The organism is Bradyrhizobium cajani (assembly GCF_009759665.1).
Taxonomy (GTDB): Bacteria; Pseudomonadota; Alphaproteobacteria; order Rhizobiales; family Xanthobacteraceae; genus Bradyrhizobium; species Bradyrhizobium cajani.
Genome location: NZ_WQNE01000001.1, coordinates 388231 through 400297 on the forward strand (window position 1 = coordinate 388231; position 12067 = coordinate 400297).

Sequence of the window (12067 nt, forward strand, 5' to 3'; positions counted from 1 at the left end):
TTGGATGTTGTTGTCTGGGTTGCTGGGATCAGGCGCGAGCCGATTGCCGCGCCTTGGCGCGGAACGGTACCGGGGCTCCCGGTCGCAAGACCACGTAGGCCCTGCGCCAGGATGAATCGTCGGTCAGCTTCCAGCTGTGTCCCGAACCCGCGGTGTCTTCGGCAAGCAGGATGTTGCCGGGATGAAGCAGGAAGTGATGGCCGTCACGCGTCTGGAAATCGAGCGTTCCACTCAGCGTGATCACCAATTGCCGGACCGGCGCGGTGTGCCAGGAGAAAGCGCCGCCCGCTTCAGTTTCCTGGAAGGAGACGCTGACGGCATCGATCTTGCCGGTGAGAAAGTCGCCGCGCTGGCCCGTCTCCAGCTCGATGAATCCCTCCTCGAAATGCGAATTGCCGTCCTCTCCGGTCCACAGACGCACACAACGGATCATCGTTTCTCTCCTTTCAGCCGGCCTTTGCGCCGATTGCGAGTGGCGGCTTGATCTCGGCGACATAGGGTTTGACCATCTTGGCGGGATCGACGATGCGATCGAACTCCGGCTCAGTCACGAAACCGAGCTTCAGCGCCGCCGACTTCAGCGTGAGGTCATTGTCCATCGCGTAATGCGCGATCCGCGAAGCCTTGTCGTAACCGATCACCGGAGCCAGCGCCGTCACGAGCATCAGCGACCTCTCGACATACTCCTTGATCCTCTTGTGGTTCGGTTCGGTGCCTTCGACGAGGAACCTGCGGAAATTCGTGCAGCCGTCGGTGAGGATGGCGACGGACTGCGCGATGTTGTGGATGATCAGCGGCTTGTAGACGTTCATCTCCAGGTAGCCGCCGGCACCGCCGAACCCGACGGCGACGTCATTCGCCATCACCTGCACGGCGATCATCGTCAGCGCTTCCGCCTGCGTCGGATTGACCTTGCCCGGCATGATCGACGAACCCGGCTCGTTCTCGGGGATCAGCAGCTCGGCAAAGCCCGCACGCGGGCCGCAGGACATCAGACGGATGTCGTTTGCAATCTTGTAGAGCGATCCGGCGAGCGTGCGGAGCGTGCCGGACAGCTGCACCAGCGCATCGTGCGCACCCTGCACGGCGAATTTGTTCGGCGCGCTGACAAAGGGCAGCCCGGTCAACCCCGCGATTTCCGCGGCGACGGCCTCGGCGAAGCCCGGTGCTGCATTGATGCCGGTGCCGACGGCCGTGCCGCCCAGGGCGAGCCGGAAGACACCCTTCAGCGCGTCATCGATGCGCGCCAGATCGTCGGCGAGCATGCCGGCATAGCCGGACCATTCCTGTCCGAGCGTCAGCGGGGTCGCATCCTGCATGTGGGTTCGGCCGATCTTGACGACATCGTTCCACTGGCTCGACTTTGCCGCGATCGCATCATGCAGCGCCTCGATCGCCGGCACGAGGCGCTGTGTCACGTTCATGGCGCCCGCGATGTACATGGCCGAGGGAAAGCTGTCGTTCGACGATTGCGACATGTTGACGTGATCGTTCGGGTGAACCGGCTTCTTGCTTCCGAGCGGCGTACCCGCAAGCTGGCAGCATCGGTTCGAGATCACCTCGTTCACGTTCATGTTGAACTGTGTTCCGCTGCCGGTCATCCAGACGTGGAGCGGGAACATGTCGTGATGCTGGCCGGCGAGAATCTCGTCGCAAACCTGAACGATCAGCTTGTGGATCCTGCCGTCGAGACGGCCGCCCGCGCAATTGGCGTTCGCGGCCGCCTTCTTCAGGATCGCGTAGGAGTGGATCATTTCGCGCGGCATCAGGTCCTTGCCGATGCTGAAATGCTCGAGTGAGCGCTGCGTCTGCGCGCCCCAGAGCTTTGCCGCGGGAACATCCACTTCGCCCAAGCTATCTGTCTCTTTGCGGAGGTCGTTCATCCTTGTCTCTCGTGCATGGTGATGTCTGAAGGGCATCTCAGTCGTTGCGCAGAGCCTACGCACCACACCGCGCGCATGCTTCCGTGAAGGAACGTCCTTTTGCCGAATGGCATGCTGGACGTCTCGGAACTCGATGAAATGTAGGCCTGTTGCGGGTGCGAGTTCGGAACTGAAACTCAGGCTCGGAGCGGTCGGCAGCACAGCCGGAGAACGCACATCGACGATGCGATCGGCAGCGAAAGGCCCCACGCGCCGAACCACTTCGTCGCACAACTGCCGACGGCGGCTCCCGACAGGAACATCAGGCAGAGCAGAATCATGACCCCGGCACCGCGCGCCGCATCACGATCGGATCCAGCAACGGACTGATCGATGGCGCGGAGCATGTTGCCGGTGACGGCGACGGAGAGGAACTTCCAGTGCTCGACTTGCCTGAAGCTGGCCGACCGCAGCGCGACACCGAAGGAGATCGCGGGAATCACGATCATGTCCGGGATTCGATGAAGCAACGACATCGTCGCCGCCAGGCAAACGATCTCTCCGGCGAGACAACGCAGCGGCGCCTTGAAACGGATCGCCACCGACGCACCGAGGAGAAAGCCCGCGATCGGAAGAAGGTGGTGAGCGGCCTGCCGCCACTCCCCGGACATGGTGCAGACGCCGAGGAAGACGATGTTGCCGGTTTGCGAGCTTGCGAACACGCCGCCGAGCGAGAGCCAGGTAAACGCGTCGAGAAAGCCGCCTGACATGGTCAGGAGAGATGCGACGAGAACTGATCGCTCCGGAGCGTAGACGCCGACGCGCGTCTCGGCGATCGGCTCGGGAGATGCGGCCTGCATCGTCATGTTCGTCCGTCCGCGAGGTCAGCAACCGGCGCGCGGCGCGGCCTCGTCAGGCAGCAGAACGCGGCGCGGGTGCGTGAATACGCCATATCCATCGTCGCGGGCGACCGCGAGCAGCGTGATCCCCGCCTCCTCCGCGGTCTGGATGGCGAGTGCGGTGGGCGCGGAAACGGCCACAATGACAGGTGCACCGATCATCGCCGCCTTCTGCACCATCTCGACGGAGACACGGCTCGTCAGCAGCACGGCGCCGTCGCGAGCGGATTTCTGCTCGCGCACGATCGCACCCGCGAGCTTGTCGAGCGCATTGTGCCGGCCGACGTCCTCCCTGACGGGGCCGAAGCCGGTGCGCGGATGCCAGAAAGCTGCCGCGTGGACGGACCGCGTCTGCTGATTGAGGATCTGGAGCGGCGACAGCGCCTGCATGGCGCTCAGCAGATCCCGCGCGTGAAAGACGATGCCGCTGCCCGCCACCCGCGATGGCGCGCGCCGCGCCTGTTCGAGGCTCTCGATGCCGCATAGCCCGCACCCGACGGGGCCGCTGATCGCCCGGCGCCGCGCGGCCAGGAACGCCGCACGGTCGCCATCGAGCCACATCCGGACCTCGACGCCGAGTTCGTTCGGGATCAGCTCGATGCTCCTGATCTCGCTCTCATGTTCGACGATCGCCTCGGTGAGGCTGAAGCCGATGCCGAAATCCTCCAGATCGCCCGGCGTACCCATCATAACGGCATGGGTCGACCCGTTGTAGGTGAGCGCAATCGCGGTCTCCTCGGCGATCAACCGCGAAGTCGACCTCGTCTGACCGCCGCGCCAGGCAATCTCCCGATGCCGGGTGAATGTCGCGCCCATCATCATGGCTCACACCGTCGCCGGATGGGCCGGGTAGCGCGAAGCACGGCTCCTGAGCATGAGCCCGAATGCGATGAATCCCCAGCCCTGGAAGATCAGGTCGACGACGAGCATCGCACCGAGCAGCCACAGGCCGATGGCGGGCCAGGTCGCAAACAGCATGACGCTGACGCAGAAGGTCAGAACGCCCGCAGCGACGATCCAGCGCCAGCCTGCGGCCGGCCGCATATGGAAACCGGCCCAGATCCGTATCACGCCGGCAGCGGCCAGGAAGGCGCACGCGGCGAGCGATAACGTGAACGAGGCCAGGATCGGATTGTAGAGTATGACGACTCCGGCCGCCCCGTAGACGATCCCCGCCAGCAGCCACAGCAGAAATCCGCGCAAGCCGCGCACGGAAAAAGCATGCACGACCTGGAAAAGACCGGCGGCCACCATGGTGGTGCCGATGACCAATACGGAAGCAAGACTCGCGGCCATCAGGTTTGCCGAAGCGATCCCGCCGAGGATCAGCTCACCGACGCCGAGGGCAACGAACCAGCCCCATTTTCCTGTGATCGCGTGGATGGCCCTTCCGAGCGAGGCTTTCGAGTTCGACACGTCCGTCATGGCTTGGTCCTTGTTCGCATGACCGGGGCATCAGTCATGAACGGCAGCAAGGGTACGAAAGTCTGGCCGGCCCCATCTTTCGAGGACGCCGCGATATTATTTCATCCGCACGATGCGGATCGTTGGGACCAAGGCCGGGGCGTACGACTAGGGCGCGGACTTATAACGCGCGGCCAGCCATAGCCGGATAGATACGAGTTGGACGAAGGCGAGATAGTTGGCGGCGAGCCTGTCGTAGCGCGTCGCCACCCCGACGACACTGTTTGATCCTGTTGAAGAATCGCTCAACCTGGTTGCGAGCGCAGTAGAGATACGGACTGAAGCAGATCGGATCGCTGCGATTGCTTTTCTGCGGGATATTGGCCCACGCGCCTTTTTTCATGACAAGCTCTCTGAGCCAGTCGGCGTCATAGCCACGGTCGGCAAGCACCATTGATCCGGATTTTAGACGAGACAGCAGCTTTCCAGCAAGTCGGACGTCGTGGGCCTCGCCGGGGATCAACGCCAGTCGGACCGGCGGACCATTGCTATCGACCACAGCATGAGTTTTGCTCGTCAAGCCGCCACGGGACATCACAATCTTGCGTTTCTATGAGCAACGGCTGATCATATTTTCTGCTCAGACCGAACCCAGAGCGTGGCGACCTTCACAAGAGACGGTTGGACAGTGACAGAATGGATTTTGAAAAGGCAGCAGCGCTGGCAACAGCATGGGTTGAACTTACGTCCGAGGGAAGTGCTCGGATACAGCGCGAACTCACAGTCGCAAAGCCCTACGGCTGGATATTCTTTCATCAATCAAAGGAGTTTCTCGATGGCGGCGATTTTACGGCACAGCTTGTTGGAAACGTGCCCTTCATTGTGGACAGGGATACGCTTGAGCTGCGCATAACGGGTAGTTCGGCAATGCCGCTGGAGTACCATTTGGCAGAGTACGAGAGAACACTCCTCCTGCGTCCCTTCAACGCGCGCCGCAACCTCCGACATGGTAACAGAGACGACAGATATCGCATCATTGCCGCGCTTGACCGGTTTTGGCCCGGTGGCGAAGTTCGGCTTGGCTGCGAAATGGTCTGCTGATCAGGACAGACCGGAAGTGACAGGCCGCCCGTGAAACCGACGCTTTTGACCCAATTGCGACATTAGCTCGTATGGGCATCCCATGTGACCTGTTGTACAAAATCGCGTCTAGGTTGGATCGCAGGCATGATGCAAGAGCGGCCAGACCGGGTCGAGCGCAGGTTGTCGGCGATATTGGTCGCCGACGTGGCTGGCTATTCGCGGCTCATGCACCAGGACGAAGAGGCCACGCATGCCAAACTGACCGCTCTCCTACTGGAGGCTGTCCACCCCGCAATTGCTGAACACGGCGGTCGCATCGTGAAGAATACCGGCGACGGGTTGTTGGCAGAGTTTCCAAGCGCAGTCGAAGCCGTCAGAGCTGCTGTACAGTTCCAGTCCCGCGTCGACGAACTGACAATCGTAGATGCCGAAGATAGGCGCATTGCTTTCCGTGTGGGCATCAATATCGGCGACGTAATCGTCGAGCCCCACGACATCTTTGGAGACGGCGTTAACATTGCGGCGCGGCTTGAAAGTATCGCAGAACCGGGCGGCATCTGCATCTCGGCTTCTGCCTACGATCAAGTCCGGGGCAAGGTCGGTGTTGAGTTCGCCGATCTGGGCGAACAGAACCTCAAGAATATCGACCGCCCGGTGCGGGCCTATGCCGTCGTCAGGGATGGACCTAGCCCGGCTACCCAGACTGAACGCGCAAGACAAGGCCCGCTTTCACCGCCTCGTCGTTTCATGGGTCGGAGCCGAGCGCGTTTGACGCCTGTCGGCGGCGCGCTTGCCTCAATTGCGGTCGTCGGTGCGGTGGCCAGCGGCCTCGTCGTCTTGAAGACGGTCCGCACTGACGTCTTGCAGGAAGGGCAAACGACACAAAAAGAAGCAGCAGTCCGGCCCGATATCGCTCCCCGCTTGTCCCTTGTCGTCCTGCCATTCGCGAACCTCAACAACGATCCCGAGCAGGACTATTTCGCTGACGGTATTACAACTGACCTGACGACCGATCTTGCGCAAATGCCCGGTGCATTCGTCATCGGGCGCGGGACGGCTTTTACCTACAAGAACAGGCAGGTCGATCTTAAGACGCTCGGCAAGGACCTTGGCATTCGCTGGGCCGTACAGGGTGCGGTGCGGCGGGCCGGAGATCAAGTCCGTATGAATGTGTCACTTTCCGACCCGTCAACTGGCCGAGACGTCTGGTCGGACCGTTTTGACGGTGATCGGACGAATCTTGCGGCCTTACAGGAGCAGGTCACGGCGCGGCTCGCCCGCTCTCTCAACGTTCAACTCGTCCAGGCCGAAAGCCGGCGTAGCCAAATCGACCAGTCAACGAATCCAGACGCTGTGGATTTCAGCATGCGCGGCTGGGCGAAGCTCTATGAGCCTCGGACCAAGGTAACGAACGCGCAGGCAAACGACTTGTTCGATAGCGCGCTGCGCCTCGATCCGGATAACATTGACGCGATGCTCGGGAAAGCGTTTTGCATAGCTAGTGGCGTGATAAACGGATGGTCAACGTCCGTGGTCGAGGACAAAAAGACGGCGATCAAACTAATTGATCAAGTTCTCGCAAAGCGCCCGGCGACCGCAAACGCGCACATAGCCAAGGGAAGCATTTTGCAACACGGAAATCCCGAGGGAGCGCTGCCTGAATACGACGCAGCTTTGGAAATCGACCCCAATTCGCCGGTCGCGTACGCATCAAAGGGAATCGCACTTATCACGGCGGGACGCGCGCGCGAAGCGTTCTCCCCAGTTCAGATCGCTTTGCGGTTAAGCCCCAAAGATCCGGCCGCTGGCGATTGGCACTTCTTCCTTTGTCATGCTCACGTGCATGTGCACCAATATAACGAAGCCGTTGAAGAATGCAGGCGCTCGATCAATCTGAACAAATTAAACTGGTTGCCGTATGCGGATCTGATTTCAGCTTATGGAGCCACAGGCCAATCGGAAATGGCCCAGCAAATGTTAGCCGAATTGAATGCAATCCGACCGGACTTCACGGTCCAGTGGTTCCATCAAATAGGTTACGCACGTTCGAGCAATCCTCAGTTTCGTCGCGAGTACGACGACATCATCGAGGGCCTCAGAAAGGCTGGCGTTCGCGAGCAATGAGGCGGACAAGAAGAAAGCTGAAACTTCATTGCCGCGAAAATAAGGACATTGCGCCGGGATGGTGCTTGCAGCGGGGGGGGCAGCGCGGTTGACTACGCTGAGGAGCATGATCGCCATTGGGATGTCTCCTCATGGCCCATCGCGACATATTGCGCTGCCGCACGAGCTTGGTCGCTATAGGAGCAAAGCGGACGTAGTCACCACTCACATCGGACTGCCGAGTTTATAGGTACACGGCCTAGATCAGCAACTAGCGCGGCACGTTCACGACGGTTCTGCCGCCATCGACGCCGACGCAAACATCGACCGTCCCGCCCAGATGCGCGACCAGCGTCTCGACGATGCTGCGGTCTTCTTCGCGGGACCGGCTCTCGTCGGAGAAGCCGTTGCCCGTGATGCAGCAGCTGATCGACGTAGCCGTTACCCATAGCTCGAGATGAATCTCCCCCGCTCCGCTGTCCGACACGTGGCGCGCCGCGCTGGTGATCAGCTCGAACACGATCATTCCCAGCAGCCAGCAGCGCTCGGAGTCTATCTTCAGCGGCTGCAGCAGAAGCGAGAGCGCGATCCCCTCGTGTTCGAGACTCGAGCGACTGATCGACCGGCACAATTGCTGGAGATAGGCCGCCAGATCGACCGTCGTGGTGAACTGCGGCATTTGCAGCGCGTGGTGAAGTCGCGCATGGCTTCGCAGCCGGTCCTGCACGGAAGCGAGGGTCGCCCTCACTTCCGCACCGTCGCATCCATCGATCGCCTTCGTCACCAGATTGATGGCCGAGGCGAGCTCGTCATCGGTCCGATGCGCGAGCTCGCGCAGCAGCAGGCGCTCGGCCCTTACGCCGCCGTCCGGCACGAGGTCCGAGAGATTGCTCATCCTTCATCCGCTTCCCGGCCGAACGGCATGCCCTATTCTCAGGAATTCGGGCCGCTGCGACCGGTCTCGTACAGGAACCAGATGCGCCGCTCGGTCTCGTCGATCCAGTTCTCCAGGAGGCTTGCGGTGGCGACATCGCCGTATTCGTCACAGAGTTCATGGACCCGGCGCATTTCCCGCGTCAGCTGCTGGTTGTCGCTGCGCAGCTCGGCGAGCATGTCCTGCGAGTCGACATAGTCTGCGTCGTTGTCGAGAATCCGCTGCTCGCGCGCGATGTGGCCGATCGAGCGCAGGGTCGTACCGCCAATCTTGCGCGCGCGTTCGGCGATGTCGTCAGTCATCGCAAATATCTGGTCGGCCTGCTCGTCGAGCAGAAGGTGGTAGTCGCGAAAGTGGCTTCCAGAGACGTGCCAGTGGAAATTCTTGGTCTTCAGGTAGAGGGCGAAGACGTCGGCGAGCAGCGCTCTCAGCGCGGCTGGAACGTCCCGGTTCGCATTAGCTCCGAGATCCGTCGGGCTTTGGAGGTCTGCTTTGGTCATGGTCGGCATCCTTGCTTGGAGGTGAAAAGACTCTAGTCGCGTATCGAGCAGACGGTCTTTCCGGGCTGAAAGACCATTCCTGGATCGCACGCCTGCAACGGGCGCGTGCCGGCGCGCAACGGCGTCACTCCGCGGCGGTCATCCTGTTCCGCGGGCGCAGGAGCGAGATCGTCTCGAAGACACCATCGCGGCGGACCAACGCGTGGAACAGCCCCGCCGCCACGTGCAGCAGCACGAGGGCAAAGAATGCGAAGCCCAGATAGACGTGGGCATTCCAAAGCAGCGTGTGCACGCCGTCGCTCTGCGGCAGCAGCGCGGGAATTTGAAACCCGCCATAGAGGACGACCGGATAGGCCGCAGCCCAGAGCATGCCGAGGCCGAGCAGCGGCATGACGATCATGAGGCCGTAGAGGAGCTGATGCGACAATCTTGCTCCGAGCTTCATGGCTCCCGGGAGATCGGCCGGCAACGGCGGCGCGCCGTAGTAGAGGCGCAGCGCCAGCCTGATCAGAACGAGGATCAAGAGAGTGAAGCCGAGCGTCTTGTGGACCAGGATCAGCGGCAGATATTTCGGCGCGACCGTGGATACCATGCCTGCTCCGATGAAGAGCATGGCGAGAATGCAAACCGCCATCAGCCAGTGCAGGAGCCGCTGGATCAGGGCAAAACGGCGAGGAGCGTTGGTCATGGCTTGGCAGTCCCGGTTCGCGGATAGTCCTTGGCTTCGGCAGCGCGCAGATCATAGGACCTGCGGTAGACCGACGAGCGGGCGGCCGGGAAGGGATCGTCCGACACCCGAATTCCTTGCGGCAGGACGGTCGGATCGAAGTTGACGTCGCGGCATGGCCCGTCGCGCTCCGGCTCGATCCGTTGCACGATCAGCGTTCCCACCTGCACCTTGCGGCGGTTCTCCGGCCAGGCCTTGCTCGGGTCCGCGGTCGGGTCACCCGGTTCGGCGACGGTCGTGACCATGGTCCATCGCAGCGGACCGGCGGCCCGGATCCGTTCCGTGATCTCCTGCTCGAGATAATCCGGTCCGCGCTTTTCGAGATCGGCCTGCGAGACCGGAACGGGTTGCGCCGAGGGCAGCAGCGACCATCGCACCGTGCGGTCACGGCCCTTCGCATCGGTGAAAATGAAGCTGTTGAGGCTGTGATAGGGCTCTTCCGCATAACTACCGGTCCAGGGCGCCGTCTTGGCCCAGGCCGCGAAGGCGCTGAATTCCGGATTGGCCGCGATGAAGGCCTTCATCGCCTCCGGATCCTTCTTGCCGGATGCGATCAGCAGGTCGTGAAACGCCTGCGGCGTGGAAACCGCGAAGAATGGCGGGTTGATCATCGCTGTCCGCCACTCTTCGCCATCCGCTGCTGTGATCTGCAACCCCAGGCCGCGCACGCGCACGGTGGCATCCACCGCGTTCGGATCAGTCGTGCCGAGATTGAAACGGCCCAAGGCCTGATATCGGCCCTGTTCGAAGACTTTGGCACGAGAGAGTTCCGCGCCGTTTCCGTTCGCCTCGAACGTGCCGGTGAAGCAAATTCCCTTGGCGTGATTTCGCCGGTGCCCGAGCGCCGCACCGCTCGGAGGCGCGAACGCCTCGATCATCCGCTCAGGCGTCAGACGCCCGGGCGACAGCCACCCGGCGGTGTATGCGAACGCAACGACGCCGCCTCCGAGGACGGCCGCAATCAGCACGAGGGACCCAAGCCCCGCGCGCGGTAGTTTGCCTGACAGACTCATTCAGTCTCCTCGCGACGCACGAAACCGCCTGGCGATCGAATCCACGCGGCTTTATCGGCGGTAACGGGGATGCTTTAGCGGGCCATCGCGGCCTCGATCTTCCCAAACTCACCGTCAATTTCGCGAAGGCACGCCTGGTTCGGTCTGAGCCCGGCGCCGCCCTGGCGGCGGGCCAACTGGCTCCGTTCGGGCTTTCTGGAGAAAATCCGTGCTTTCTGAAAATCGTCCGCGACGCTCGAAAGACCCGACGTGTGCGGGGCCCTATTTCAGATGCTTGGCGCACAAAGGCAGCGGTCGGTCACCAGACGATGGATCGCATCGTAACGGAACTGCCTCGCAAAAGGTGGAATGCGATTGGGGATCGAATGAGCAAAGTGATCGTCGTCACGGGAGCTGCGAACAGCATCGGACGAAGCACCTGCAGGGAACTGGCGCTGGCGGGCCACCGGGTCTACGTCTCAACGCGGGACGCGAATGGCCAGAATGCGCACGGCTTCGAGGCGACCGGCGCAGAGACCGACAAGCCCGGCATCGACGTTCGTACTCTCGCGTTCGACGTCGGCTCGGAAGCCTCCGTGAATGCGGCCATCGAGACCATCGTTGCCGAAAACGACCGCCTCGACGTGATCGTGCACAATGCGCGGCAGGTCGTCTACGGACCAACAGAAGCCTTTACGCCGGAGCAGCTTGCCGAGCTCTACGACATCAACGTGCTGAGTGCACAGCGCCTCAATCGAGCGGCATTGCCACAACTGCGCAAACAGGGCCAGGGCCTGCTGATATGGATTACGTCGAGCTGCGCACGCGGCGGGGCCGTCCCCTTTCTCGGCTCCTATGCGTCGTCAAAGGCTGCCATGGATGCGCTCGCGCTCGGTTATGCCGGCGAGCTTGCGCGCTGGGGTATCGAAACAAGCATCTTTGTCCCCAGCGCGCTCGGGCCCGGCCACTACGTTCGCTCCGGTCGGCCAACCGACACCATTCGGGCCGAGGAATATGCGGATGGTCCGACTGCCAACTTGTCCGAGATCGCCCTGTCGGGAGTAGCGCAGCTGTCGCAGAAGGATCGGACCCCACAAGACGTCGGGAGGGCCATAGCGGATGTCGTGGACATGCCATTCGGACAGCGGCCACTGAGGGTTCATTTCGGTCCGGACGATGATGGGGCTGCGGCAGTCGACGCCACTGCCAACCGCGCCCGCACTGAGCTCCTCCGCCGGATCGGACTGGAAGACATTCTCGCGCCGACGGTCATCACCTAGCATGCGGCTGTCTTTCAACCGCGCGGCGTCCGCATTGGTGTCGACTGGTCTGGAGCGGCGTGCCGCACCAGCCGTGCAATCCTGACAGAAGGATGCAGAGTAGGAAGACCGCCTTGAGGACTGCGGGCATTTTGGATGCAGCAACGAGACGCCGGAGCCGCCCGCCCCCCGCTGCGGAGGGCGACACCACGCACAGGTTGCGGAACGTTCCTGAGCACGGGGAGAGCGGCGCTCGCCGAGGCCGCACCGGCATCCGATCGCATGAATCGGATGCCGCCCCGGC

At 62.1% G+C, this 12067-nt stretch carries 12 protein-coding genes and 1 pseudogene; 3 read left to right on the forward strand and 10 right to left on the reverse strand.

Going from position 1 to position 12067, the window contains the following annotated elements; genetic code table 11:
- Positions 1 to 28: 28 nt before the first annotated feature.
- From GPL20_RS01785 to GPL20_RS01810, 6 genes and pseudogenes are all read right to left on the reverse strand, one after another.
- Positions 29 to 433, reverse strand: a complete 405-nt coding sequence (locus tag GPL20_RS01785; RefSeq protein WP_157327097.1) for a cupin domain-containing protein — start codon at positions 431 to 433, stop codon at positions 29 to 31.
- A 13-nt stretch (positions 434 to 446) separates the two neighbouring features.
- On the reverse strand, positions 447 to 1883 hold the full coding sequence (fumC, locus tag GPL20_RS01790) for a class II fumarate hydratase (RefSeq protein ID WP_157327099.1): 1437 nt from the start codon (positions 1881 to 1883) through the stop codon (positions 447 to 449).
- A 176-nt stretch (positions 1884 to 2059) separates the two neighbouring features.
- The gene (locus GPL20_RS01795; protein ID WP_157327102.1) at positions 2060 to 2728 is read right to left on the reverse strand and encodes a YoaK family protein; all 669 of its coding nucleotides are present in this window, start codon (positions 2726 to 2728) and stop codon (positions 2060 to 2062) included.
- A gap of 18 nt (positions 2729 to 2746) precedes the next feature.
- Positions 2747 to 3583 carry a formate dehydrogenase accessory sulfurtransferase FdhD gene (gene fdhD, locus GPL20_RS01800; RefSeq protein WP_157327104.1) on the reverse strand — a complete coding sequence of 279 codons (837 nt, stop codon included), beginning with the start codon at positions 3581 to 3583 and terminating at the stop codon, positions 2747 to 2749.
- 3 nt (positions 3584 to 3586) lie between these two features.
- A complete protein-coding gene (locus GPL20_RS01805; RefSeq protein ID WP_157327106.1) occupies positions 3587 to 4186 on the reverse strand; it encodes an HdeD family acid-resistance protein in 600 nt (199 codons plus the stop codon).
- Between the two features lie 147 nt (positions 4187 to 4333).
- Positions 4334 to 4757 (reverse strand): annotated as a pseudogene (locus GPL20_RS01810) (IS5 family transposase); the annotation flags it as partial.
- A gap of 104 nt (positions 4758 to 4861) precedes the next feature.
- On the opposite strand from GPL20_RS01810, the gene GPL20_RS01815 reads away from it, so the two are divergent.
- Both GPL20_RS01815 and GPL20_RS01820 read left to right on the forward strand, forming a co-directional pair.
- Positions 4862 to 5266 (forward strand): YrhB domain-containing protein, encoded by a 405-nt coding sequence (locus tag GPL20_RS01815; protein ID WP_246249989.1) that lies wholly within the window; start codon positions 4862 to 4864, stop codon positions 5264 to 5266.
- Between the two features lie 126 nt (positions 5267 to 5392).
- Entirely contained in the window at positions 5393 to 7372 is a 1980-nt protein-coding gene (locus GPL20_RS01820) for an adenylate/guanylate cyclase domain-containing protein (RefSeq protein ID WP_157327108.1), read from the forward strand.
- 250 nt (positions 7373 to 7622) lie between these two features.
- On the opposite strand, the gene GPL20_RS01825 is transcribed toward GPL20_RS01820, so the two are convergent.
- The 4 genes from GPL20_RS01825 to GPL20_RS01840 form a co-directional block, all read right to left on the reverse strand.
- Positions 7623 to 8246 carry a histidine kinase dimerization/phosphoacceptor domain -containing protein gene (locus tag GPL20_RS01825; RefSeq protein ID WP_157327110.1) on the reverse strand — a complete coding sequence of 208 codons (624 nt, stop codon included), beginning with the start codon at positions 8244 to 8246 and terminating at the stop codon, positions 7623 to 7625.
- A 38-nt stretch (positions 8247 to 8284) separates the two neighbouring features.
- The gene (locus GPL20_RS01830; RefSeq protein ID WP_167532846.1) at positions 8285 to 8785 is read right to left on the reverse strand and encodes a Dps family protein; all 501 of its coding nucleotides are present in this window, start codon (positions 8783 to 8785) and stop codon (positions 8285 to 8287) included.
- Between the two features lie 124 nt (positions 8786 to 8909).
- On the reverse strand, positions 8910 to 9473 hold the full coding sequence (locus GPL20_RS01835; protein ID WP_157327115.1) for a cytochrome b: 564 nt from the start codon (positions 9471 to 9473) through the stop codon (positions 8910 to 8912).
- Positions 9470 to 10525, reverse strand: coding sequence for a catalase family peroxidase (locus GPL20_RS01840; RefSeq protein WP_157327117.1), 1056 nt, complete (start codon positions 10523 to 10525; stop codon positions 9470 to 9472). The genes GPL20_RS01835 and GPL20_RS01840 overlap by 4 nt, the downstream gene beginning before the upstream one ends.
- A 365-nt stretch (positions 10526 to 10890) precedes the next feature.
- Here GPL20_RS01840 and GPL20_RS01845 point away from each other — a divergent pair, with 365 nt between their 5' ends.
- Positions 10891 to 11784: an SDR family NAD(P)-dependent oxidoreductase gene (locus tag GPL20_RS01845; RefSeq protein WP_167532847.1), complete on the forward strand. Its 894-nt coding sequence runs from the start codon at positions 10891 to 10893 to the stop codon at positions 11782 to 11784.
- The last annotated feature ends 283 nt before the right edge of the window (positions 11785 to 12067 follow it).

What these genes read in the sequence shown, in the direction of transcription:
- GPL20_RS01825 (WP_157327110.1), bottom strand. Translation starts at nt 8,246, where the DNA reads ATGAGCAATCTCTCGGACCTCGTGCCGGACGGCGGCGTAAGGGCCGAG.
- GPL20_RS01835 (WP_157327115.1), bottom strand. Translation starts at nt 9,473, where the DNA reads ATGACCAACGCTCCTCGCCGTTTTGCCCTGATCCAGCGGCTCCTGCAC.
- fumC (WP_157327099.1), bottom strand. Translation starts at nt 1,883, where the DNA reads ATGAACGACCTCCGCAAAGAGACAGATAGCTTGGGCGAAGTGGATGTT.
- GPL20_RS01795 (WP_157327102.1), bottom strand. Translation starts at nt 2,728, where the DNA reads ATGACGATGCAGGCCGCATCTCCCGAGCCGATCGCCGAGACGCGCGTC.
- GPL20_RS01815 (WP_246249989.1), top strand. Translation starts at nt 4,862, where the DNA reads ATGGATTTTGAAAAGGCAGCAGCGCTGGCAACAGCATGGGTTGAACTT.
- GPL20_RS01830 (WP_167532846.1), bottom strand. Translation starts at nt 8,785, where the DNA reads ATGACCAAAGCAGACCTCCAAAGCCCGACGGATCTCGGAGCTAATGCG.
- GPL20_RS01805 (WP_157327106.1), bottom strand. Translation starts at nt 4,186, where the DNA reads ATGACGGACGTGTCGAACTCGAAAGCCTCGCTCGGAAGGGCCATCCAC.
- GPL20_RS01845 (WP_167532847.1), top strand. Translation starts at nt 10,891, where the DNA reads ATGAGCAAAGTGATCGTCGTCACGGGAGCTGCGAACAGCATCGGACGA.
- GPL20_RS01785 (WP_157327097.1), bottom strand. Translation starts at nt 433, where the DNA reads ATGATCCGTTGTGTGCGTCTGTGGACCGGAGAGGACGGCAATTCGCAT.
- fdhD (WP_157327104.1), bottom strand. Translation starts at nt 3,583, where the DNA reads ATGATGATGGGCGCGACATTCACCCGGCATCGGGAGATTGCCTGGCGC.
- GPL20_RS01840 (WP_157327117.1), bottom strand. Translation starts at nt 10,525, where the DNA reads ATGAGTCTGTCAGGCAAACTACCGCGCGCGGGGCTTGGGTCCCTCGTG.
- GPL20_RS01820 (WP_157327108.1), top strand. Translation starts at nt 5,393, where the DNA reads ATGATGCAAGAGCGGCCAGACCGGGTCGAGCGCAGGTTGTCGGCGATA.